At 30.6% G+C, this 24,128-nt stretch carries 25 protein-coding genes; 19 read left to right on the forward strand and 6 right to left on the reverse strand.

Annotated features, from left to right (window positions below; all coding sequences use genetic code 11):
- Positions 1 to 67: 67 nt before the first annotated feature.
- From creD to Q0828_RS15170, 3 genes are all read right to left on the reverse strand, one after another.
- Positions 68 to 1,525: a cell envelope integrity protein CreD gene (gene creD / locus Q0828_RS15160; RefSeq protein ID WP_298422779.1), complete on the reverse strand. Its 1,458-nt coding sequence runs from the start codon at positions 1,523 to 1,525 to the stop codon at positions 68 to 70.
- Between the two features lie 181 nt (positions 1,526 to 1,706).
- Positions 1,707 to 2,003: a transcriptional regulator gene (locus tag Q0828_RS15165; protein ID WP_298422782.1), complete on the reverse strand. Its 297-nt coding sequence runs from the start codon at positions 2,001 to 2,003 to the stop codon at positions 1,707 to 1,709.
- Between the two features lie 5 nt (positions 2,004 to 2,008).
- Complete coding sequence (locus tag Q0828_RS15170; RefSeq protein ID WP_298422785.1) at positions 2,009 to 2,647, reverse strand: hypothetical protein; 639 nt, start codon at positions 2,645 to 2,647, stop codon at positions 2,009 to 2,011.
- Positions 2,648 to 2,774: 127 nt separating this feature from the next.
- On the opposite strand from Q0828_RS15170, the gene Q0828_RS15175 reads away from it, so the two are divergent.
- From Q0828_RS15175 to Q0828_RS15205, 7 genes are all read left to right on the forward strand, one after another.
- Positions 2,775 to 4,058, forward strand: coding sequence for an ATP-binding protein (locus Q0828_RS15175; protein WP_298422788.1), 1,284 nt, complete (start codon positions 2,775 to 2,777; stop codon positions 4,056 to 4,058).
- A gap of 30 nt (positions 4,059 to 4,088) precedes the next feature.
- On the forward strand, positions 4,089 to 5,369 hold the full coding sequence (locus tag Q0828_RS15180; RefSeq protein ID WP_298422791.1) for an ATP-binding protein: 1,281 nt from the start codon (positions 4,089 to 4,091) through the stop codon (positions 5,367 to 5,369).
- A 61-nt stretch (positions 5,370 to 5,430) separates the two neighbouring features.
- Positions 5,431 to 7,239 (forward strand): helix-turn-helix domain-containing protein, encoded by a 1,809-nt coding sequence (locus Q0828_RS15185; protein WP_298422794.1) that lies wholly within the window; start codon positions 5,431 to 5,433, stop codon positions 7,237 to 7,239.
- A 90-nt stretch (positions 7,240 to 7,329) separates the two neighbouring features.
- Positions 7,330 to 7,551 (forward strand): hypothetical protein, encoded by a 222-nt coding sequence (locus Q0828_RS15190; RefSeq protein WP_298422797.1) that lies wholly within the window; start codon positions 7,330 to 7,332, stop codon positions 7,549 to 7,551.
- 418 nt (positions 7,552 to 7,969) lie between these two features.
- A complete protein-coding gene (locus tag Q0828_RS15195; protein ID WP_298422800.1) occupies positions 7,970 to 9,739 on the forward strand; it encodes an AraC family transcriptional regulator in 1,770 nt (589 codons plus the stop codon).
- Positions 9,740 to 9,839: 100 nt separating this feature from the next.
- Positions 9,840 to 10,151 carry a hypothetical protein gene (locus Q0828_RS15200; RefSeq protein WP_298422803.1) on the forward strand — a complete coding sequence of 104 codons (312 nt, stop codon included), beginning with the start codon at positions 9,840 to 9,842 and terminating at the stop codon, positions 10,149 to 10,151.
- Positions 10,152 to 10,253: 102 nt separating this feature from the next.
- Positions 10,254 to 10,601, forward strand: a complete 348-nt coding sequence (locus tag Q0828_RS15205) for a DUF1801 domain-containing protein (protein WP_298422806.1) — start codon at positions 10,254 to 10,256, stop codon at positions 10,599 to 10,601.
- A 31-nt stretch (positions 10,602 to 10,632) separates the two neighbouring features.
- On the opposite strand, the gene kdsA is transcribed toward Q0828_RS15205, so the two are convergent.
- Together kdsA and Q0828_RS15215 are read right to left on the reverse strand one after the other, a co-directional pair.
- The gene (kdsA, locus tag Q0828_RS15210) at positions 10,633 to 11,451 is read right to left on the reverse strand and encodes a 3-deoxy-8-phosphooctulonate synthase (protein WP_298422809.1); all 819 of its coding nucleotides are present in this window, start codon (positions 11,449 to 11,451) and stop codon (positions 10,633 to 10,635) included.
- A gap of 105 nt (positions 11,452 to 11,556) precedes the next feature.
- Entirely contained in the window at positions 11,557 to 11,781 is a 225-nt protein-coding gene (locus Q0828_RS15215) for a hypothetical protein (RefSeq protein ID WP_298422812.1), read from the reverse strand.
- A gap of 255 nt (positions 11,782 to 12,036) precedes the next feature.
- Between Q0828_RS15215 and typA the strand changes: the two genes are divergently transcribed.
- From typA to Q0828_RS15275, 12 genes are all read left to right on the forward strand, one after another.
- Complete coding sequence (gene typA, locus Q0828_RS15220; protein WP_298422816.1) at positions 12,037 to 13,836, forward strand: translational GTPase TypA; 1,800 nt, start codon at positions 12,037 to 12,039, stop codon at positions 13,834 to 13,836.
- Between the two features lie 122 nt (positions 13,837 to 13,958).
- On the forward strand, positions 13,959 to 14,207 hold the full coding sequence (locus Q0828_RS15225) for a uroporphyrinogen decarboxylase (RefSeq protein WP_298422819.1): 249 nt from the start codon (positions 13,959 to 13,961) through the stop codon (positions 14,205 to 14,207).
- A 61-nt stretch (positions 14,208 to 14,268) separates the two neighbouring features.
- Entirely contained in the window at positions 14,269 to 14,481 is a 213-nt protein-coding gene (locus Q0828_RS15230) for a hypothetical protein (protein WP_298422822.1), read from the forward strand.
- Positions 14,471 to 15,856, forward strand: coding sequence for a class I SAM-dependent methyltransferase (locus tag Q0828_RS15235; protein ID WP_298422825.1), 1,386 nt, complete (start codon positions 14,471 to 14,473; stop codon positions 15,854 to 15,856). The genes Q0828_RS15230 and Q0828_RS15235 overlap by 11 nt, the downstream gene beginning before the upstream one ends.
- Positions 15,849 to 17,345 (forward strand): hypothetical protein, encoded by a 1,497-nt coding sequence (locus Q0828_RS15240; RefSeq protein ID WP_298422828.1) that lies wholly within the window; start codon positions 15,849 to 15,851, stop codon positions 17,343 to 17,345. Before Q0828_RS15235 ends, Q0828_RS15240 begins: the two co-directional genes overlap by 8 nt.
- A 267-nt stretch (positions 17,346 to 17,612) precedes the next feature.
- Entirely contained in the window at positions 17,613 to 18,455 is an 843-nt protein-coding gene (locus tag Q0828_RS15245) for a GNAT family N-acetyltransferase (protein ID WP_298422831.1), read from the forward strand.
- Positions 18,452 to 19,555 (forward strand): DegT/DnrJ/EryC1/StrS family aminotransferase, encoded by a 1,104-nt coding sequence (locus tag Q0828_RS15250; protein ID WP_298422834.1) that lies wholly within the window; start codon positions 18,452 to 18,454, stop codon positions 19,553 to 19,555. Before Q0828_RS15245 ends, Q0828_RS15250 begins: the two co-directional genes overlap by 4 nt.
- Positions 19,552 to 20,853, forward strand: a complete 1,302-nt coding sequence (locus Q0828_RS15255; RefSeq protein WP_298422837.1) for an O-antigen translocase — start codon at positions 19,552 to 19,554, stop codon at positions 20,851 to 20,853. Before Q0828_RS15250 ends, Q0828_RS15255 begins: the two co-directional genes overlap by 4 nt.
- A gap of 61 nt (positions 20,854 to 20,914) precedes the next feature.
- Positions 20,915 to 21,478: an acyltransferase gene (locus Q0828_RS15260; protein WP_298422839.1), complete on the forward strand. Its 564-nt coding sequence runs from the start codon at positions 20,915 to 20,917 to the stop codon at positions 21,476 to 21,478.
- Between the two features lie 40 nt (positions 21,479 to 21,518).
- Positions 21,519 to 22,067 carry a CIA30 family protein gene (locus Q0828_RS15265; protein WP_298422842.1) on the forward strand — a complete coding sequence of 183 codons (549 nt, stop codon included), beginning with the start codon at positions 21,519 to 21,521 and terminating at the stop codon, positions 22,065 to 22,067.
- Positions 22,067 to 22,519 carry a tRNA (cytidine(34)-2'-O)-methyltransferase gene (locus Q0828_RS15270; protein WP_298422845.1) on the forward strand — a complete coding sequence of 151 codons (453 nt, stop codon included), beginning with the start codon at positions 22,067 to 22,069 and terminating at the stop codon, positions 22,517 to 22,519. Before Q0828_RS15265 ends, Q0828_RS15270 begins: the two co-directional genes overlap by 1 nt.
- 92 nt (positions 22,520 to 22,611) lie before the next feature.
- A complete protein-coding gene (locus Q0828_RS15275; RefSeq protein ID WP_298422848.1) occupies positions 22,612 to 22,881 on the forward strand; it encodes a hypothetical protein in 270 nt (89 codons plus the stop codon).
- Between the two features lie 93 nt (positions 22,882 to 22,974).
- Here Q0828_RS15275 and Q0828_RS15280 read toward each other — a convergent pair whose 3' ends face one another.
- A complete protein-coding gene (locus Q0828_RS15280; protein WP_298422851.1) occupies positions 22,975 to 24,111 on the reverse strand; it encodes a glycosyltransferase in 1,137 nt (378 codons plus the stop codon).
- Positions 24,112 to 24,128 lie beyond the last annotated feature (17 nt).

A 24,128-nucleotide genomic window follows, 5' to 3' on the forward strand; every position in this document is an offset into this window, starting at 1 on the left:
ACTGACTAACTAATCGGTTTTAATGTTAATTTACTTATGAGTTATTATGCTATTAAATACAGGTAAACTAATCTGTAACAACAGGCTGGTTTTCATTTGAATCTTTTGATTGATATGGATCGAATGGTTGCTGAGTGGAATCGAAGTACCAATCTATCTTTCTTGATACAAACATCACCAATCCTAAAATCAAGAATAATCCAACACTTCCTACTAATAATGCGTAGCTTTCTAATTGAATAATCACAAAAATAAATCCGTATAAAGCGGTTAAGGAAACTCCAATAAATACTGGAAACTTCCAATTCTTTAAAATAGATTTAGAATAAAGTGTAATCATAACAATTACGGCAGCGCCTGCGATGAGATATGCTTTTAAGAAACTACTATGTTCAGAAATTGAAATCAACAAAGTGTAAAACATTACTAACGCAATTCCGATCATTAAATATTGAAAAGGATGAATATTTATTTTACTTAATGTCTGAATAAGGAAGAACACCAAAAACGTTAAGCCAATAACTAAAAAACCATACTTTGCAGCACGATCACTCTTTTGATATTCGTCAAGTTGAATAATGAATTTTGTTCCAAAAGCAAATTCTGATAATGTTGGTAAAGCCGAAAAAAACTGTTGTGAAAACGGACGATTTGTATTAAGAATACGCCAATTTGCTTCAAAACCACCATCTTCAGTTGCGTTTTCATCTTGTGTGATAAAGTTTCCAATATGACTTGGATCTTTCCAATCAGAAGTCATTTTTACATTGGTAATCTTTCCAATAGGAATAAATTGAATACTTTGACTTCCATTGTATAACAATGAAAAACTAAACGATTGTTCACTAGTTTTTGGAATATCTTTTAAAGCTAAAAATGAGCTTTCCAATTCGTCTAAATTATTACTATGTGAATTTGTACTACTAAAATTAGTTTCAAATCCATACATGTTTCCATTTAGTTTTAGCGCGACTTCACTTTTTAAACCTTTTAAATTGGTAGTTTTAATTAATAATGTTGCTTTTTCCCAAACGATGTCTTCATCAGGAATGGATTTTGAAGAAAAATCAGGAATTTCAAAACTTCCTGTAGCGGCAATGTTTGCGGTTAATACAGCTGATTCAAAATTGTTACGTTTCTTTGGGGAAGCTTTTACATCAGCATCAAAATTCAAATTCTTAGGAAAAAAAAAGGCATGTTTTAAAATAGTACGTTTCTCTTTAAATGTACTATTTGTATCTGCGTTATATTTTACAGTTTCCTCATAAGTTTTGTACGGAACTTTTAAAATAGGTCCGTAAAGTAAAATTGAATTTCCCCAACCATCATTAATATCATTTACAACGCTTTGCTGTCTGTATTCACGTTCCTTAATCAATTTTTGAATCAAGTTTAATGGAATCATTAATAATAAAACTAATGCGCCCATCATTACCATACGTGCGGTAATAGAAGTTTTTAGCCAAGTACTAAATTTATTTTTTTCGTTTTTGTGTGTAATCTTGTTTGCTGTTTGGTGTTCCATGATTTTAGTTTTTAAAGTACTTTGGATTTCAAAGTAAATGTGTAAAAAAATAGTATATTTTATTTGCTAGGAGTGAAGCTTAGCTTTTTATAGTTGTACAAAGTACCGTGTTTTTTATGTGATACATAGTGTTCATATAGTAAGTGTTTGTATTGAATTAGTATGTGTTATCAATATATAATTATTCGCTTTTTTTAATTAAATTTTCAAGAGCTTCAATATGTTTTTTAAACTCCATTCTCCCTAAAGGAGTAGCGCTATATCGTGTGTTGGGTTTTCGTCCTATAAACTGTTTCTCCACTTTGATATATTCCACTTTTTCTAATGCTTTTGCATGACTTGCTAAGTTTCCGTCCGTAATAGACAACAACTCTTTCAGCATTTTAAAATCGGCAAATTCATTCACCATCAAAATGGACATAATACCCAAACGAATTCGGTGATCAAAAGCTTTATTTATGTTTGTAATAATACTCACGTTGTCTATTTTGCAGTTCTTTCAACAAGGATATACATCAATCCTCCATAAATAATGTGAAACAATCCAAATCCTATTGCCCAAAAATACAAACCATATCCTATATACTGTGTTGCAATTAAGCCTAAAGTAATATTTGCAAAACCTAAAAACTTTACATGTCCAAGTGTAAACTTACTCGCGTTTACACAGGCAAGTCCGTAAAAGATAAGTGTAACAGGAGCAATTAATCCAACATATCCTTTTTGTAAAATTATCAAAGCAAACACACCACCAGTAGCTAACGGAATCAAAAAATTTATTAATAATTTAATCGCTGACTTATCAAATATCTTTTCACCGTTTCTCCTAGCTTTTCGTTGTGTCAAAATAATTCCAGTCACAATAGCTAAAATAATGACGATGGCTGCAATGGCTAACAATTTAATGGTGATATCATTTGAACCAGCATAACTTCCTCCTTCATACAAATATCGTTTTGTTGCATATAATTTTCCTAATTCTTGACGTGCAAACCAAGCGCCAATCAAAGCATACACACCTGCCATAATGCCCGAAAGTCCACTCAAGGAAATAAATCGTGAAGATTTATTCATGAGGTTTTTAATCTCTTTAATGTCGTTTAAGTAGTCTGATGAAGTCATATTTAAAGTACTTTGAAATACAAAGTAAAATAAAAAAACTTAGCTATGCAAACAAAAATCATTTTTAATACGCTTGTTAATTACAATGATTTCCATAACTTTAAATGCTTAATTAAAAAAGTATTGCTTGAATAAAATTTTCAAATATCTCTCTGATATTGGAAGATTAGAACCTTTCGAAATAAAGAATAGTAGTTTTACATTCTGTTTAGCTTCTCCTAGCACATATGTATATGTGTTGATTATGCTATATTATAACCCTGGTTTAATCATTCCGTATCAAGGACAAGAAGTGTTTACAATATTGTTTATGCTTGTTGGATTAGTGCCGTTTGCGAAAAGTAAATTTCTAAATGAAATTTATGGGTGGATTGTGTTTGTCACGCTCATCATATTTCAATATTATCTTACCTATACAACCGCATTAAACAATTTCTCACTCGACTATTTATTAGTTACCTATGTATTTATATTTGGTTCAGTACTGTTGCTGAGTAATCGATTATTGGTTATTTTATTCAGTGCTTCGCAATTGATACACCTTTCATATCGTGTGTATTATTCTGAATTAGACAGCATGTCTGAAAGTGCTATTTTAGTTTCCATGAGTACAATATTTATCTTCTCTTTTTTGGTGATGAATGGTTTAATTCGATATAGAAAAAAACTAGAATCTGTCAATGCAGATTTAGAAGATCGTATCAAGCAACGTACGATTGATCTTGAAAATAGAGCGAAAGAATTATTGCGAAAAAATAAAGACCTAGAAGAGTTTGCCTATGTAGTTTCGCACGATTTAAAACGTCCGTTACGAAATATTTACACTTTAACTGATTGGCTTACAGAAGATGCAGCACATGATTTTGATCAGGAAGCAAATCAAAGTTTACGATTGATCAAAGAGCAAGTGACACAAATGGATTTACTTGTAGCAGGAATTCTAGACTATTCACTTCAAATGAAAACAGATCAAGAGATGAAAGTAGTTGATGCACAGGTGCTTTTAGAACGTATAATCACAGTAAACTCTAGTGAAAACGTACAAATAATACTAAAGAAAGAATTGCCGAAAGTATCATTTAATGAATCACAATTATTACAAGTATTTCAAAATCTGATTCAAAACGCCATCAAGCATAATGACAAAGAAAAAGTAGAAATTCACATTGATTATGCTGTAGTAAATGATAAGCATCAATTCACGGTAAGCGATAATGGACCTGGAATTGAAGAAAAATATTTTGAGAAAATCTTTGAACTTTTCCAAAAACTTCAAATAGAAACCGAAGTAGATTCTGTTGGGATTGGTTTGGCTTTAGTCAAAAAAATAATAGAACGAAATGGTGGAGAAATATATGTTGAAAGTGAAGTAGGAAAAGGAACGAGCTTCTTTTTTACCATTAAACAATAGTGCAAACAGCGCATTACCTTATCATAGTATATGATCATACAATTCCTTAAAAAACTAGGAAAATTGGAGCCTTTTGAAATCAAGAATAGCAGTATAACGCTTATTCTTGGTGCACCAAGTACGTTTGTGTACTTGGAAGTCATGAAACATTACAATCCAGATTTGATCATACCTTTTTATGGAAATATCATCTTTGCTAGTCTCTTTTTACTTATTGGATTATTACCATATTTAAAAAATAAATCAATACTTAGTCAATATGGTTGGTTTGTATTTGTTGCAACCTTATTATTTCAACATTATTTAGCCTATGGAACAAGCGTTAATAATTTTTCTTTAGATTTTTTACTAGTAACCTATGTGTTCATATTTGGATCTGTATTATTATTGAGTAACCGAATATTAGTTTTGCTATATAGTGCTTCCGAATTATTGCATTTATCATATCATGTATTTAATTCAGGTTTAGATAGCATGTCTGAAAGTGCTATTTTACTATCGTTAGGGACTATATTTATATTTTCTTTTTTGGTAATGAATGGTTTAATTCGATATAGAAAAAAACTTGAAATAATCAATTTAAATTTAGAAGAAACCGTAAAAAAACGTACGCTTGATATTGAAAATAGAGCCAAAGAGTTATTACGAAAAAACAAGGACTTAGAAGAATTTGCTTATGTAGTTTCGCACGATTTAAAACGTCCTTTGCGAAATATGTATACATTGTCAGATTGGCTTACGGATGATGATGAAAATAACTTTGATGAAGAAACTACCAAAAGTTTAGGGTTGATAAAAGAACAAATTACTCAAATGGATTTATTGGTAGAAGGAATTCTGAACTATTCTTTACAAATGGATACGCAACAAGTAACGAAAATGGTAGATGTACAGCACTTAGTGGAACGCATCGTTTTAGTAAATTCTCAGGAAAATGTTCAAATACAGATTCAAAAAGTATTACCAAAACTAGAATTTAGTGAATCGCAGTTATTGCAAATCTTTCAGAATCTCATTCAAAATGCGATTAAGCATACAGATAAAGAAAAGGTAGAAATCCATATTGATTATGAACTCACAAACAGAGGGCATCAATTTTCAATACAAGACAATGGTCCAGGAATAAAAGTACAATATCACGAAAAAATATTTCAACTATTCCAAAGACTTGATGCGGAAACCAAAGGGAATTCTATCGGAATAGGATTGGCATTGGTGAAAAAAATATTAGAACGTAATGATGGCGAAATTTATGTCAAAAGTTCTGAAGGAAATGGAACAACTTTTATAATTACAATTCCTAATAAATAATGATTTAGTCACAAAATTCGTTACATTTGAATATACCTAAAATAGAACTACAACAAAATATATGTCAATATCCCTCTTTAAAAAGTACAATGTACTCTTTTTATGTGCGCTTATGAGTTGCGTTACATGTATTGTACAAGCTCAAAATGACAACACAATATCTTCTTCATTAGATACAATAACGTTTAAAAAGTCATTAGAAAATAAATCGTTGGGTACACTGACTTCTATATTGTATCGTGTATATGATGTCGATTCTCTAAAAGCGAGCATTATATCAGATCACATTAAAAGTATATATATAGCTTCAGGAACACCGAAAGAAGTTGCTAGAGCATCTATAACAGTATCGATTTGGGAAGAAGCAAAAGGAAATATTGAAGAATCATTATCATTATTAGAAAAAGGAATTAGAATATCCAGAGAAATAAAGAACGACAGTATATTATATTTGGGATTACTAAGTAAAGGTGTTACTCACTATTATCAGGCAGATCATGAACCTGCTTTAAAATTGTATTATGAAGCATTAAATATTGCAAAAAAAGAAAAAAATAGAAGATGGCAAATCGCTGTTAAAAGTAATATTGCTTTGGTAAGAATGCAGGCAGATGATACAAAAGGAGCAATTGAATTGCTGCTTGAAAATTTGGAAAAGATAAAAAAGCAACCAGATATCATTAATGAAAAAAGTAGATTAAACTTATATCTGAACATATGTGGTGCTTATATATACATTGAAGATTATGATGCTGCCCGTCATTACTGCGAAGAAGGTACAAAACTCAATATAGATATAAATGATGAACTTGCTATGGCACATTTTTTATCAGCTTTTGCAGAAATAGCCAGAAGTAACAAAGAATATGAAAAATGTCATCGTTTTTTGGATGAAGCAGATGAAATAATGGAAAAGCAATTCATTCGTAAAAACCTGCGATTGTTTTTGAAATTTTATAGGGCGAAAGCTTATTTTGATGAAAAAAAATATCAGTTAGCTGTTGATGAGCTTCATAAAATTGAAGCAATGAAAGCAGACTATGATGTTGAAATTTTGAGTATTCAACAAATGTATTACTGTTTTGCAAAATCATACAAAGAGCTTGGAAATAGTGAACAAGCTATAAAATACTATGAAAAAGCGAAACAAATAAGTACTGAAAATAATAAAATAAGAGATAAAATAAATACGAATCTTATCAAACAATATGATCTCGTAAAACTGAAAGAGGAAATAAAAGAATTACAGCAAAATTCAAAACGTATTAAAACATTCTATACAATTGGAGTTGTACTATTGGTAATTATCATTATTGGGTTATTAATATTCAATAAAAAACAACAACGTAAAAACAAACAACGTTTTGAAAATCTAATGAATCAATTAGAAAAAAAACGACAGAAAATTAAACTTCACAAAGATGAAAAACAGACAGCTTCAGAAGAAAAAATAGTCGAAAAATCTCAAAAAATTTCGAAAGAGCAACCCGCTAAAATTGATCCGAAAATTGAAGCAATTTTAACTAAGTTGGAAGAATTTGAAGACAAAGAATTATTTTTAGATAACGATAGTACTTTGGTAGAAGTAGCGAAAAAAATTCAAACGAATACAACGTATCTTTCCAAAGTGATTAATACATATAAAGAAAAATCATTTACAGCTTACATTACAGATTTACGAGTTGATTATGCTATTGAACGATTATCACATGATCGTAAATTTAGATCATTTACCATAGGTGCTATAGCACAGGAAATTGGTTTCAAAAGGTCAGAATCATTCTCAAAAGCGTTTAAAGTAAAAACAGGTTTGTACCCTTCGTACTTTGTGAAAGAGCTTGAAAAACAGGCAGGCAGTAATTCCGAATAGTCGTTATTTATAAATAACGACTAACTATGTAAAGCGTCAATTTCATTTTCTACTATATTTGGAAGAACATTCATTAATAAAATATGCAATATGAAAAGAGAAATAAAATTGAAGTTGGAAGTAAACAAAATAAACGTATCTAAATTGAATAACATTGTTGGAGCGGGAGATGATAATGTACCTTCTGTTAATTCTCCATGTGTTATTACTACTGAACCGAAAACAATAGAATATGATAATTGTAAAACAGGAGATACAAAAACTGATAGAAGTTTAGACTGTGTCATTTTAGCATCAGGGGATAGATGTTAAGAACACAAAATAATAATCTATTAAAAACTCTCTAAATCATATTTAGGGAGTTTTTTTATTCAATTTCTTAAAAATGGGTTCGTTCCTAAGAAAAAATCTTCATAATGATGTATACGATGAACTGCATGTATGATGTGTTTTTTAAATTCTACTTTCTTTCGTACTTATTACAGTATTTAAAGGCAAAGCTATTGTTATCATGGCACAAACAAAAAAATATAAATGGTAACTTTATAAAAGCATCTCTGAATTCATAAAATCCGAGTCCAGTTATTAAAATTATCAATTTGATTACTAACAAACTAATGGCATTTGTTAAAAATTGCTGGGAAAACTGTAGTAAAAATAATGTAAAACCCTTATTTTTGATATACTGCCGACTTAACAATACATTAAAACCTAAGAAAACCTATTTCATATGCACCTCCAAAAACATATGGTACTTCTAGTATTGATTATATCTTTTGGCTATAATCAGCAATCTTTTGCAAATAACAGTTTGCAAGACACAATTCAAAGCTTTAACAAAGAAGAATTCAAAGCATCTTTAAAAGAGTTAGCGCCTAAAGAATTTGCGCGTTTGTTTGCACAAAAATATGAGAAAGATTCTTTGAAAACTACTATATGTATAATGCATGTAAAAAATAGTATGTTAACTTCAGAGGATTCAATAGAACAATATTGGGGATACCTTTGTTTATCAAATTGGCAGAATAATATAATGAATCATGAAGAATCTGTAGTTAACCTTAATAAATCTCTACAAATAGCAAAATCTTTAAATGATGATAACTTAATTATGACTTCTTTACAAGATAGAGGAAATAGTTATTTTGATTTTGGAGAATATGAAAAAGCTATGGAGGATTATCTTCAAGTATTAGATTTAGCTAAAAAGACTAATGACCAAGTTAGAGAACAAGTAATATCATTAACTATTTCTTTAATAAAAATGCAAACTAATGATTTTCCAGGTGCAATAGAATTGTTAAACGGGTTATTAAAAACAATTAAGGATGATGAACCTAAAACATTACATATAAATGTTTATATAGCATTAACTAAAGGATATATTGGGATTGGAGATTACAATCAAGCAAAACGCTACTGTGAGAAAGGATTAGAGTTAAGCGAAAAGTTAAATGATAATGAGGCAAAATTTTACTTTTTTTCATTTTTAGGAAGAATAGCCTCTTTAAATCAAGATTTTGAAGAAGCACATGAGTTTATACAGAAATCATTGAACATTGCAGAAAATTTAAAAACCATAGATCATGAAATTCCTGTATTATATATAGAAAAAGGAGAAGTTTTCTATAAAGAAAAAAGATATAAAGTAGCTATAGAGTTTTTGCTAAAAGCAGATACTTTGATGCAAAAGCATAAACTTGATTTCATAAAATTAGAAGAAGCATATGCTTTATTAGCAAAGTCATACAAAGAGGTTAATGATATTGAAAATAGTTTAAAGTATTATGAAAAAGCAAACGAGGTCTATAAGAAAAATGATAAACGACAAGATAACATAAGTGTAGATATTGTAAAAAAATATGATTTACAATCGTTAAAAGAAGAGTTGATTGCAGCAGAAGAATCTTCCGAAAAAACAAAGAATATATTAATAGTAAGTGTTTTTGTAGCTTCATTTACGGTAATTGGAATAGTTTTCTTTTTCCGAAAACGAGAAAAAAATAATCAACGTAAATTTGAAGAGTTATTAAGGAGTATAGAGGAGAAAGAAAAAGAAGAAAAGTTGGAAGCAGTTGTTGAAAAAGGTAAAGTCAAGAAAATTGCTAAAGCTGAGATTAAAGAAGTCGAAATTATTGATGAAACCAAAGCGAAACTCCTCAAAAAACTGAATAATTTTGAAGCAAAAGAATCGTACTTAAGCAAACATTGTAGTTTAAATGAAGTGGCGAAAAAATTAAAGACAAATACCTCTTATTTATCAAAGTTAGTCAATGCGCATAAAGGGAAATCGTTTACTGCATATATTACAGAATTACGAGTTAATTATGCAATTAAACGGTTAAAAAACGATAAAAAATTCCGTTCTTATACTATTGATTCTATAGCGCAAGAAATAGGTTTTAATCGTTCAGAATCGTTCTCCAGAGCCTTTAAAAACAAAACAGGTTTGTATCCGTCATATTACATTAAGAGTCTTGATAATAAGGGTGTTATGTGATTTTTTTTGCTCTCGAAATTTATAAATTTCTAGATGTATTTTATGTAAAATTACACTTCTGGTTTTATATTTGAGGATAACTTAGTAAAACCACAGTATAATGAAAAAGAAAGATTTCCTCTCTAAATTACAATTCCAAAAAATAACTGTTGCTACTTTTAGTTCATTAAAAAGCTTAAAAGGTGGGACTTTACAAGGACCAGGAACAGAAATAGTATCTAGAAATGGATTTACATGCCCTTCTGGTGTATGTGTGCCCATTGAAACACAGGATGATAGATGTATATCCATAGTGCCTACAATGTGTTCACGCCCTACAAATACTAGAACAACTGATGATTCAAAATTTTGTGGAGCAACTCAAGGTGATGAGTCTAAAATTATATGTACAGAAACACAAGTTATCTGTTAGTAGATTTAGGAAAGTAATATAAAAGGACTTCTTGTAGAAGTCCTTTTATTGTATATACTAATTTCAAAATAAAAAGTATCTTGGGTTTTTATATATTGAAATATGAATCCTGCAGAAAATTACATCTTACAACAACCGGAACCGTATAAATCTATCTTATTACAATTACAGGTATTAATAGAATATTCATTTCCTGATATAGAGCTAAAATACAAATACAGAATTCCTTTCTACTATATAAAGGGAAAGCCATTCTGCTATCTAAATGCAAGTCACAAAAGACAATATGTTGATATAGGAATTGTAAAAGGCGGAGAAATACAAATTCATAAAGAACATTTAGTGACTGAAAAACGGAAGGTCATGGCTTCGTTACGCTACAAAAAAGTTGAAGGTATCAATGACAAAGTATTAATAGAAGTACTAAAAAAAGCCGCTAGCTTCTACTAACGACTTTATATATATTAAATTCTAAGCAGTCTTATAAGCTATTTATTGTTTTACGAATCTTAACTAAATTGGTTAATAAACCTTCCAAGTGATCTAAATGAAGCATATTAGCACCATCACTCTTTGCATTTGCAGGATCAAAATGTGTTTCAATAAACAATCCATCTACATTATTTACAACACCAGCACGTGCAATAGTTTCAATCATATCAGGTCGTCCGCCAGTAACTCCAGTCGATTGATTTGGTTGTTGTAATGAATGTGTAACATCTAAAACAGTTGGAGCAAACTGTTTCATGGTTGGAATTCCACGAAAATCAACAATCATATCTTGGTAACCAAACATAGTTCCTCTATCTGTAATCCATGCATTTTCATTTCCAGAGTCATGTACTTTTCTAACGGCATGTTGCATACTTTCAGGACTCATAAATTGCCCTTTCTTCAAATTTACAACTTTTCCTGTTTTCGCAGCAGCGACAACTAAATCTGTTTGACGAACCAAAAATGCAGGTATTTGTAACACATCTACATATTCGGCAGCTTTTGCAGCATCAGAAGCTTCATGAATATCTGTAACCGTTGGTACATCAAAAGTCTCAGAAACCTTTCTAAGGATCTTTAAAGCGCTTTCATCACCAATTCCAGTAAAACTATCTATTCTACTACGATTCGCTTTCTTAAAGCTTCCTTTAAAGACATATGGAATTTCTAAAGCATCCGTAATTTTAATTACTTTTTCGGCAATACGCAAAGCCATTTCTTCACCTTCAATAGCACATGGACCAGCAAGTAAAAAGAAGTTATTAGAATCAGTATGTTTTATTTTTGGAATAGAACTCAGTTGCATAAATTATAAATTTTGCACAAAGATACTGTAAATTTCAAAAGCAAAAAGGAAATCTACCTCTTGTAGCAAAAGTAGTTGAAAAACACGCAAAAGTTCGTTTATTTTTTATATTGGATCAAACTCTTCACAGCTAATGTGAACCAAAGCACATGCTTGATATTCAATAGGTAAAGAGTTATAATGAGCGCAGCTTCCACAACCTTGGACTGGACCAAAGCAAACTGGACCATTATAGCTAGAACAATTTCCAATGAAACCTCCTAAAGTGTTTTGTTGTTGAGTTTTATTCAACTCTTTTATTCCGTTTATTTTTAAAATATTCTTTAACATGGTAGGTGTTTTTATGATTAAAAATAGAATACTTAAAAGTAAAAAATCTGAAAACTAACGTCTTACGGGAATGCAATAAACATAGTATGATGAAAACGTAGATACATAAAATATGATGTAAATCTGCTAAAAAAAGGATTGTAAATAAATGTTCTAAAAGATTAATTAACAGAAAGATAACTTAAAAAATTGAAGAAAGTTACATTCTCTAACAAATAAACAGTACATTTGCACGCTTAAAAATAAGAGGTAACAATGGCTTCAATAAAAAATATTGCAATTATTGCACACGTAGATCACGGGAAAACAACGTTAGTAGACAAGATTATGTATCACTGTCAACTATTTCGTGAAAATGAAAATACAGGAGATTTAATTCTTGATAACAACGATTTAGAACGTGAGCGTGGAATTACGATTACCTCTAAAAACGTTTCTGTAAACTACAAAGGAACTAAAATCAACATTATTGATACACCAGGTCACGCCGATTTCGGAGGAGAAGTAGAACGTGTATTAAACATGGCTGACGGAGTTTTATTATTAGTAGATGCCTTTGAAGGACCAATGCCGCAAACGCGTTTTGTTCTTCAAAAAGCTATTGACTTAGGATTAAAACCTTGTGTAGTTGTAAACAAAGTAGACAAAGAAAACTGTACGCCAGATGAAGTACACGAAAAAGTATTCGATTTAATGTTCGAATTAGGTGCAGAAGAATGGCAATTAGATTTTCCAACAGTATACGGTTCGGCTAAAAATAACTGGATGTCTGACGATTGGAAAAATGAAACAGAAAATATAGAGCCTTTATTAGATATGGTAATGGAACACATTCCATCACCAGAATTTGAAGAAGGTAGCACACAAATGTTAATTACTTCATTAGATTACTCTTCATTCACAGGACGTATCGCTATCGGACGTTTACAAAGAGGATCATTAAAAGAAGGAATGCAAGTAGCATTGGTAAAACGTGATAAAACGATTGTTAAATCTAGAATCAAAGAATTACACACATTTGAAGGTCTTGGACGTAAGAAAGTTTCTGAAATTCAAGTTGGAGATATCTGTGCAATTGTTGGTTTAGAAGGATTTGACATTGGAGATACGATTGCAGATTTAGAAAATCCTGAAGGATTAAAAACTATTGCAATTGACGAGCCAACAATGAGTATGTTATTTACAATTAACGATTCACCTTTCTTTGGAAAAGATGGAAAGTTTGTAACATCACGTCATATCAAAGATCGTTTAATGAAAGAGCTAGAAAAGAACTTAGCTTTACGTGTAAACGAAACAGATAGCGCAGATAAATTCATCGTATTTGGTAGAGGTGTACTTCACTTATCAGTATTGATTGAAACAATGCGTAGAGAAGGATACGAATTGCAAATTGGTCAGCCACAGGTAATTATCAAGGAAATTGATGGTAAAAAATGTGAGCCAATTGAAGAATTAACAATCGATTTACCAGAGCATGTTTCTGGAAAAGCGATAGAAATGGTTACCCTTCGTAAAGGTGAAATGTTAAGTATGGAAGCAAAAGGAGATCGTATGGTATGCGAATTCTTAATTCCATCAAGAGGAATCATCGGATTACGTAATCAATTGTTAACAGCTACAGCTGGAGAAGCAATCATGGCACACAGGTACAAAGAATACCAACCATTACGTGGTGGAATTCCAGAACGTCAAAATGGTTCATTAGTATCTATGGAAAAAGGAACAGCAATTCCATATTCAATTGATAAATTACAAGACAGAGGAAAATTCTTTGTTGATCCAGGAGAAGATATCTATGAAGGACAAGTAATTGGAGAAAACTCTCGTAGAGACGACATGACAGTTAACGTTACTAAAACGAAAAAACTATCAAACGTACGTTCTTCAGGAGCAGATGACAAAGCAAAAATTGTTCCTGCAATCAAATTTTCTTTGGAAGAAGCATTAGAATACATCCAGAAAGATGAATATGTAGAAGTAACACCAAACTTCTTACGTTTACGAAAAGTACACTTAACAGAAGTGGAAAGAAAACGTAACAAGATCATCTAAAAAATACGATTCACATCGAAAAAAAGGTTTCATTGTTACGCAGTGAAACCTTTTTTATGTAGTGTACATAGCGAATACCAATTTTTGAATCTTTTAATTTTTCAATCTTTAAATTAAATAACATGGAAATACTAGGAATCACAGGAACAGAATTAATAGGATATTTAGCATCACTGGCAGTATTGATATCATTCACAATGAAAGACTTAAAAAATCTTCGAATGATCAATGCAGTTGGATGTCTACTATTTGTACTGTATGGATTTTTAATGCCTACATTACGTGTTGGTTTGCCAATTATTATCACAAATTTTGCCATCTTAGGAATCAATATCTACCATTTGACAGCGCGTAAAAAAGAGGGAATATGATATTTAAAATATATTAAATTATTAAAATTCTATTTTCTATCTTTACCGAAATATCAAAAATATGCACTTTCTTTATTTTGACGCAGGATTAGGAGCTATGCTGGTTCAGGCACTTGTAGCTATTGTTGCTGGTGTTGTATTATTTTCTAAAAATGTAATGTTTAAAATAAAAACCATTTTTGGTTTGCATAAAAATACGTCTGATCAAGATGTATTTGATGATATTAATATAGATGATTCTCAGATAGAAAACCCATCGAAAGATGACAAATAATTTGCGACATGATTCTTCATATCGTGATCCTAGCGGGCATGTATTTGTAGAAAATAATACAATCAAACGCGTTATATTTCCGAGTTATTTTCCACAATATAACAAACTTAAAAATTCTGGTTTCTTTGAAAAAGCATTTCAGCACAAGCTGTTAATTTCGCATGAAGAACTCCAAAATACAGAAACTGAAATATATATTCAGCCTGAGCAAATTCCGTTCATAACCTATCCGTACGAATGGAGTTTTCAGCAATATAAAGAAGCAGCTTTATTAACTTTAAAACTGCAAAAATATGCATTACAAAATGGTTTTTCTTTAAAAGACGCAACAGCATATAATGTTGCTTTTTACAAAGGAAATGCCATCTTTATAGATACGCTTTCGCTAGACTTTTATCAAGAAAATACACCTTGGCGAGCGTACAAACAATTCATTACACACTTTTTAGGACCTTTACTATTATCAAAATATCACGGTGCAGAATTCCTAAAAACAATGTCGAATTTCATAGATGGAATTCCATTAAAAATGATAGCTTCCTTGTTGCCAAAAAGCACAAAACTCAATCCGTTTTTATATACCAATATTCACTTATTGGCAAAATATGAAAACAAGCATCAAGAAGAAGATGTAAAAGCTACAAAACAAGCTTCTTTATCCCAAAAAGGCTTGTTTAATATTATTGATAGTTTATATAATTACATAAAAAAACTACAACTTAAAGAACAATCGGAATGGGGAAATTATTACCAAAAAACGAACTATTCAGATAAAGCATTTACGCAAAAATCTAAGATAATAAATAATTGGATTCAACAACTAAATGCAAAAACTGTAATTGATGTTGGTGGAAATGATGGAACATTTGTACGTGAAATTAATTCCAAAATTGACCTTGCCTTGGTAGGTGATATTGATAACAATGCGGTAGATCAAAATTACTATGCGGTTAAGAAAAACAAGGAAACAAACATGTTGCCTTTTGTCATAGATTTACTAAATCCATCAGCAAGTATCGGTTTTCAAAATACAGAACGTTTCTCGTTTGTAAAACGAGTAAAAGAATTCAAACCAGATGCAACATTGGCATTAGCGTTAATTCATCACTTATCTTTAACTGGAAACGTACCTTTTGAAAACTCAGCAGCATTCTTTGCTTCTTTTTCAGGACATTTAATCATTGAATTTCCAAAACGAAACGATTCGTACGCAACACGTTTGCTAAACGCAAAAGCTGAATTCAAGGATCAATTTGGACATTACAATCTGGAGAATTTTGAAAAAACCTATACAAACCATTTTCAACTAGTAGACAAAAAAGAAATTCCAGATTCGGAACGTGTATTATACTTATTAAAAAATAAAAATGCTTAATCGTCTAAGAAATTCAATCCAAGAATATATAAGTAATAACAAGCAATATCCTATCATTGCAGCCATTGCTTCCGGATTGTATTCTTTAATTTACACCTACGATTCTAATTTTAACTTAGTCAATTCATTATTCCAATTCTGTCTCATTGTTGGTTTGTATATAGTATTACCGGTTGTAGTATTTATAATCTCAAAAAAAATAGTAGACAAAATCAAAGGATTAAAAAAGTATCAAGTTTTTTTAATTCCGATCTTAAATGCTTCCTTCTTTACTCTTTTCCTTGCGGGAAGAATTTTTGGATTTCATCATCGTAAAAGAATACTACTTTGTATTATCATTTTTGTATTAATTGCGATGCTTCTTCGTAAGCATTACAAAAAAATAATTGTCGTACAATACCTTGCTGCCTTAGTGGCTTTTATAAATCTAGCGCCATTACTACTCAACTATATTACGCATTCCAATGCATGGTTGGAACAGCCAGATAATATAACAGAAACGACTTTTACAAAACATCCGAACATATACATCATTCAACCCGATGGATATTTGAATTTCTCTGAGTTAGGTAAAGGATATTATAAATTTGACAACTCAGATTTTGACAGATATTTAGCTGAGAAAAACTTTAAAGTATACAATAATTATAGAAGTAATTACGCATCTACAGTATTATCAAACAGTTCTATGTTTGCGATGAAACATCATTACATAAAAAATGGAGAAAGCAAAAATGGAATCTTTGGTGCTAGAAAAATTGTAGCGGGAGATAATCCTGTAATTTCTACCTTAAAAATGAATGAGTACAAAACATTCTTTTTTATGGAATATCCATATTTGCTTTTAAATAGACCGCAATTATTATATGATGAATGTAACATAAAAGACAGTGAAATTCCGTTGTTAGGAATGGGCGCTTTTAATAAAAGTTACGAATTAATAGAGCCGTTAAAAGAAGCAATTAAAACGAATAAAAAAACACATAATTTTTACTTTATAGAAAAAATTGCGCCAGGTCATATTGTTACTAAAAAAACATTTTCTTCGGGCATAGAAGGAGAAAAAGAAAAATACATAACCAAGCTTAAAATGGCAAATGAATGGCTAGTTGAAACTATAGAAGTAATCACTCAAAATGACCCGAATAGTTTAATTGTCATTACTGCAGATCACGGTGGTTATGTAGGAATGGAATACACGAAACAGATAGAAACCAAACTAACAGATAGAGATTTAATTTACTCGGCATTTTCATCTGCATTGGCAATAAAATGGCCGAATAATAATGCTCCTTCATATGATTCAAAATTAAAAACACCTGTCAATCTATTTAGAACATTGTTTGCTTATTTAGGAGAGAATGAAGATTTACTGCAACATTTACAAGAAGATACAAGCTATTCTAAAATAATTGACAAAGCCCCAAAAGGAATATATCAATACATTGATAACGAAGGAAATATTGTTTTTAAGAAAGTAGAGAAGTAGTTTTTTCTTTTAATTTATCAATTTCATAATGCTTGTATTATATTCAATATAATTTACTAGGATAGAGGTAGAAAACTGAGAACTGTAACTGAAAATCAACTTTTTCATACTACAACTACCAAACTCCCGTTAAAATTAGTAAATTCACTTTTTCTAAACACAACCTGAATTTACACACTAACTAAATATACAGCCGAACACAAAACGCTTTGGGATACCTTTGTCACAACAGCAAAAAATAGTTCATTTTTATTCTATCGTGACTTTATGGAATATCATAAAGATCGATTTGAAGATCATTCTTTGGTACTTTTTAAAAAAGAAAAGCCAATTGCTTTGTTTCCAGCAAACCTTCGTGAAAAGATATTGTACTCGCATCAAGGATTAACATTTGGTGGTTTGATTCTATCTAAAAAAAGTGGCGCGCATGAAGTGAATGAATTGTTACAAACTGTGATCAATTATGCGAAAGTGAATAACTTTTTAGAAATCATACTCAAGTCAATTCCAGGAATCTATTATGAAAAAAATGGAGACGAATTGAATTATTTTACTTCAAAGCAAGGAGATTTAATCGATCGAAATCTGGTATTAGCAATAGATTATGGGAAACCTGTAAACATTCATAAAACAAAGCGTAAGCATTACGAAAAAAATTATAGTTTGGGCTTTGAAATTGAAGAAACTTCAAGTCTTTCTGAATTTTGGAATGATGTTTTAATGCCAAAACTAGATGAAAAATATAGCGCAAAACCTGTGCATTCGTTAGCCGAAATCATCAAATTGCAAACACATTTTCCATCAAATATCATACAATACAACCTAAAGCTAGATGGAGAAATCTTAGCAGGAATCACGATATTCACACATAAAAAAGTAGTAAAATCGCAATATGGTGCAACTACTGAAAAGGGAGAATCGCTACGTGCGTTGGAATATCTATTTATGTATTTGATAGAAAAGTTCAAAGAAGAAGAAATGCACTATTTTAGCATGGGAACGGTGGATGCAAACAATGAACATGGTTACAATGTAGGTTTGTTGAAACAAAAAGAAGAACTTGGTTGTGTATGTTTTACACAAGACATTTATAAAATTCCGATTGCATGATAAAATTTCTCGATTTACATACACTCAACGCACGATTTGAAACTGAGTTTCAAGAAGTATTCAAGAAGTTTTTAGATTCTGGTTATTACGTGTTGGGAAACAATGTAAGATCATTTGAAAAGTCATATGCTGAGTATTGTGACACCAACTATTGTGTTGGAGTTAGCAATGGATTGGATGCGTTAATTTTAATTTTAGAAGCATATAAAGTCTTAGGTAAACTACAAGAAGGAGATGAAGTAATCGTGCCTGCAAATACATACATTGCGAGTATCTTAGGAATCACTAAAGCAGGATTGAAACCTGTATTAGTAGAGCCTGATTTGAACACGTTCAATATTGATCCAACAAAAATAGAAGCAGCGATTACACCAAAAACGAAAGCAATTTTGGTAGTTCATTTATATGGACAACTGGTTGAAATGACTACGATTTATGAGATTGCAAAAAAGCATAATTTATTGTTGATGGAAGATGCTGCACAAGCACATGGAGCTAAAAATGCAAACGATAAAAAAGCAGGAAACTTAAGTGATGCGGCAGGTTTTAGTTTTTATCCAACCAAAAATTTAGGTGCGTTAGGTGAAGCTGGAGCAGTAACTACAAATGATGAGAAACTAGCTGAAATCATTACGAAACTGCGGAATTATGGTAGTTCTTCAAAATATGTAAACCAATATAAAGGAGTTAACAATCGATTGGATGAAATTCAGGCTGCTTTTTTAAATGTAAAATTGCCACACGTAGATGCGGATAATGAAATCAGAAGGCAGATTGCAAAGCGTTATATAAACGAAATCAACAATCCGATACTCATCTTGCCAAACTATAAAAATGACGACTCACATGTGTTTCATCAATTTGTGGTACGAACCGAAAATCGAAATAAATTACAAGTATATCTAACTGAAAACAACATAGGAACTTTAATTCATTACGAAACGCCACCACACAAGCAGGAAGCTTATAAAGAGTGGAATCAACGTAGTTTTCCGATTACTGAAAAAATTCATGTAGAATGTTTGAGTTTACCAATCAATCCAATTTTGAAAACTGCTGAAATTGATGAAATTATTACTGTTTTAAACAAATATTCTTGAACAAGTTAAAAAAGCATATTGCAAATAATTTACTATTGAAAATCACTTCCTTCAATAGCATTGCAATATTAATTAATGTACTTGTTGGTGTATTAACTTCTAAAGCGTTAGCCGAATTTGTGGGAACAAAAGGAATGGCTTCCGTAGGAAATATGCGCGATTTTCTAAAAACAATTTATGCATTGGCAACTTTCGGAATCAGTGCGGGAATCATAAAATATACAGCCGAACATAAAAATGATCAATCGGAACTTCAAAAAGTATTATCTACGGCTTTATGTATCATTTTTGTTGCAACACTAATCGTGTCAACATTACTATTTTTTGGAGCAAACTATTGGAATGAACTTATTTTTAAAGGAAAAGAATTTAGTTACATCTTTAAAATTCTTGCGCTCGTTTTACCATTATACGCGATAAATGTATTGTGTTTAGGAATCATTAATGGATTTAAAAAGTACAAGAAATTCATCATCTTGAATATTGTTGGATATCTAGTAAATTTAGTGTTTACGGTATGTTTAATGTGGAAATTTGCATTAGATGGAGCATTAATTTCGTTAAGTATTGTGCCTTCTATTTTGCTAGTTTTTAGCTTGATATTACTATACAGAGAACGAATTTTATTACCAACAACATTTACGGTAAATGCATTTTCAAAAGCATATGTAAAAAAATACCTGTCGTATACATTAATGGCAGTTATTTCAGCGTTTATTTTTCCAATTATATATGTATTTGTTCGAAATCATATTATTGAAACTATAGGCGAAGATGCAGCGGGTTATTGGGAAGCAATGCAGCGAATTTCTAATCAATACTTGATATTTGTTACGTCTTTGTTGACATTGTATGTATTGCCAAAACTTTCTGAAAACAAAACGATTACAGGTTTTAGAACTATTGTTTTTAATTTCTATAAAACCATTTTGCCAATTTTCACCATTGGACTTATTGTCATTTATTTCTTACGAATTTGGGTCATTCAATTTATTTATAATGAAGACTTTTTACCAACTGAAAGTTTATTCTTTTGGCAACTATTAGGTGATTTTTTTAAAGTAATATCACTCGTAATAGCGTATCAATTATATGCTAAAAAAATGCTCGGATATTATCTTTTTGTGGAAATCAGTTCATTAGTTTTATTCTATTCATTAAGTATTTATTTTACCAATCAAGTTGGTATAGAAGGTGTTGTGATGGCGCATTGTGCACGAAGTTTTGTTGCATTACTATTATTAGTACTCATTTTTAGAAAATCGTTATTTGGCAAACTTCCTGTGTCCAAATCTTAATTATTGAGTAAAATTCATCAAGAAAAAGTATAGCTAAACGAAAAAGTGTATTTTTGGAACAATGAAGCAATTGCTAAAACATATTTTATTGCGTTGGAGAGTGCGGAAATATAAATTTCTAAGTACAATTTCCAACAAAAAAGGAAAACCCATATATGTACAACCTCTATTGTTAGAAGGAAATGGAACGATATATTTTGGGCATAATGCATGTTTCGGAATCTATAGATCGCCTTATTTAATGAGTGGATACGGATATGTAGAGGCGCGAGGAAAGCAAGCTGAAATTCACTTTGGTGAATATGTCGCAATCAACAATTCATGTGTGATAACAGCTGAAAAGAAAATTACGATTTCAAAAAATACAGTTATTGGTTATAATTGTCATATTAGTGATAGCTCTTTTCATAACTTAGCTATAGATAAACGTCATGAAACTGATCCTGATCCACAAGAAGTTTTTATTGATGAAAATGTATTTATAGGAAATAATGTTACGATTCTAAAAGGTGTTACACTTGGAAAAAATGTTGTTGTTGGAAGCGCGGCCGTAGTGACAAAAAGTTTTCCTGATAATGTTATTATTGCTGGAGTTCCTGCTAAAATAGTTAGTGAAATCTCATAAAACCTTTTTCAAATCTTTGTATATTTAAACTAAAAAAGCAATGAAAAGAATTTTACTAGTCTCTTTATTAATCTTCGCGCAAGTTACCATAGCTCAAAAATTGAAAGTTGATTTCGGATCTGATTTAGACGGCGAACGCTGGCAAATCATAAATGATGGTGTTATGGGCGGACTTTCCAAAGGGAAGACGTTTATGTTTGATGATTGTGTCGTGTTTAGTGGAACAGTTTCGTTGCGAAATAATGGCGGTTTTTCATCATACAAGGGTCCATTTAAAAAAATGGATTTATCTAAATACACAAAAATTGTTGTCAAATATCGCTCTAAAGGATATGCAATGGCAATGACGATGGAAATGGATAAACGCTGGTTTTTGCCATACTACAAACGCGATTTGCCAAATACAGATTGGAAATGGGTAAAACAAGAAATTTTATTTTCTGAATTTATCAAATATAGTGTTGGAAGAAAAAAGCCTGGAGCACCTACAGAAGAAGAACTAACAAACATACTTCGTTTAGGTTTCGTAACAAATGAAAAAAGAGCAGGTGATTTTAAAATGGAAATTGATTACATAGACTTTAAATAATGGCATACAATATTGTACTTATAGAACCTGAAATTCCAACAAATACAGGAAATATAGGTAGACTCAGTTTGGCTTCAGGATCAAACTTACACTTAGTAAAACCTTTCGGATTTGAAATAACAGATGCACGACTCAAACGTGCTGGATTGGATTATTGGCAGCATTTATCAGTTCATATCTATGAAAATATAGAAGAATTCTACGAGAAAAATTCAACTAAAAAAATGGTATACTTGTCCAGTCATGGAACAAAAACCTATGATGAAATTCCATATGAAGATGACTTATATTTAGTTTTTGGAAAAGAATCGGTTGGTTTGCCAAAAGAAATTACAGAAAAATTCCCAGATCAATTATATACCATTCCAATGTTTAGTGAGCATATAAGAAGTTTAAACTTAGCAAATGCTGTAAGTATCGTTGTCTTTGAAGGAATTAGAAGATTGAAATAAATGATTTGTTTTTATATTGTGAAAAAATGTATATTTGAATTCTTCCCTCAATCAATTTGTATTTTTAACCGATTGTAATAAAATTAAAGTATATGAATACATTTAGAGGGTTTTTAATCTTAGTAGCTTTAATTTGCGGAATTGCTTCTGCCTATTTCGGAAGCTTGAAAATCAATGAAAAAGTAAATCAAATAGTTGCTAACCCTTCTCCAGCTATTAGTGAAAATATATCTTATTATACAACTAGTAGTTATGTAACTACGCATTCAGGAATGAATGGCGGCGCTATCGGTTTAGGTTTAATAAGTGGAATGAGTCTTATTGCAGTTGCAATAACTTATATTGGAAGAGAAGAAAAGTAATTTAAAAGAATCGTTTCTAAGTATTTCTCGATAAAATTTTTATTGAAAATCACTCGAAAAGACGATAGTTTGATTTAAACTTCAATCTCTACATCACATTTTCCAGCGTTTCACATACTCATTAGCAATACTTTCGTATTCATGATGCGTTTCAATAAAAGCACGTGCGTTTTTTCCAATCTGAATTAATTCTGCTGGATTTTCAATCAAAAAGCTAAGTTTTTCAACCAAATCTTCCACATTTGGAGTTGCATTAATCACAACAGTATTATCCAGTTTATAGTATTCTTGGAAAGCAGTTTCGGCTCCTGAAAACACTACTTTTCCTTTTGCCATGGCTTCCAAAGCATTATATCCTTGATCGTATCCATATACCTGATCCATGATAATATGTGCTTCATCATAGGTTTTAATGTATTCATTATATGGCAAACTATAAGCAGTTTTTACAACAACTTTTTCCGGATACTTCTCAGCAATAATTACCAAGGCTTTTTCAATAATATCATTTCCTTTTTTTAAATAATTTACCTTATTCACACCATGAAAAATGATTACTTTCTCAGTATTCGTAAGCTTATTAAACGGTAATGAATCAACATTTATAGGGAAAGGAACTAATGGCAAAGCTTTTGGGTGCGTTTTGTATGCCATATCATAATCAAAATTAGCAGGAATGATTCCTTTTACATTATCAATTACAAAATGATGAAGTTTTTTATGTGACTTGCATAAATATTGTAATGAATATATAAATTGTTTCTTAACTGCTTTATTTTGAACGCAAGGTGTTAAAATATGATAAGGAAGATCTGCATGTAAAATATAATTCAAATAATGAAAATCATCTCCACAAGAAGATAAGAACACATTCTTATTATGTTTAAAAATGTATTTCAATAATTTGCGCTCTATAAATGGAATAGTAGCAAATGGAAACTCGTTAATCAATTGTACGGCATCATAATTTTGAAATGCTTTTCTATGTTTGTAAAAACGATATGCAGTTTCCAAAAAGGCAATATCTTTTTTGCATATACGATAAAAAAATTGACGAAAAAGATTGGGTAATTTTTTGTTGAAAAAAGTAACATCTAACGAAATATCAATAGGGAAATTTTTAAAACTATCAGCATTGCCGACTAACGTGACATCGTGATGTAATTTTTGTAGACCTTCTTTCAGTGAGTTATGAAATCTACTGTATTCTCCAATCAATAATATTCGCATAAATAACAGTATATTTG

Origin of the sequence: uncultured Kordia sp. (assembly GCF_947496985.1) — a bacterium.
Classification (GTDB): Bacteria; Bacteroidota; Bacteroidia; order Flavobacteriales; family Flavobacteriaceae; genus Kordia.